The following is a 543-nucleotide window of genomic DNA, read 5'->3' as shown; positions in this document are numbered from 1 at the left end:
AGGTAAAGGATACAGGTATAGGAATTTCAAAAGATAAGCACGAGAAAATATTTGAACGCTTTTTTCAAAATGAGCTTCCGGCTTCACTGGTTAACCAGGGCAGTGGAATAGGACTATCGATAACAAAAGAATTCGTCAAGATCCATGGAGGTTCAATATCCGTTGAAAGTGAGCGGGAGCAAGGAACATGCTTTACAGTAATGCTCCCGGTAAATGAAATCTCCCAAGTAAAAAAGGTGTCTTTGGAAGCAGAGCTTGTGGGTGCCACTATAAACGAGGAAGCGGAATTGGCCGGACCAAATGCTGTTAAGAAGCCAGCATTATTGCTGGTTGAAGACAATGAAGATTTCAGGTTCTACCTAAAAGATAACCTTAAGAACCAGTATTCAATTATTGAAGCCTCTAACGGAAGTGAAGGACTTTTAAAAGCACAGTCGTTCATACCCGATCTTATTGTAAGTGATGTAATGATGCCTGAGATGAATGGTTTAGATCTTTGCAGAAAGATAAAATCGGACAAGAAGACTTCTCATATCCCTGTGA

At 40.1% G+C, this 543-nt stretch carries 1 protein-coding gene; it reads left to right on the top strand.

Going from position 1 to position 543, the window contains the following annotated elements:
• Positions 1 to 543 (top strand): ATP-binding response regulator (locus tag KK060_RS24885; protein WP_254158007.1); only part of this gene is annotated, 543 nt, incomplete at both ends.

This window comes from Chryseosolibacter indicum (assembly GCF_018598585.1).
In the GTDB taxonomy this organism is placed as follows: domain Bacteria; phylum Bacteroidota; class Bacteroidia; order Cytophagales; family Cyclobacteriaceae; genus Chryseosolibacter; species Chryseosolibacter indicus.
Note: the sequence above shows the minus strand (reverse complement) of the source record. Positions and strands in the feature narration are given on the sequence as shown.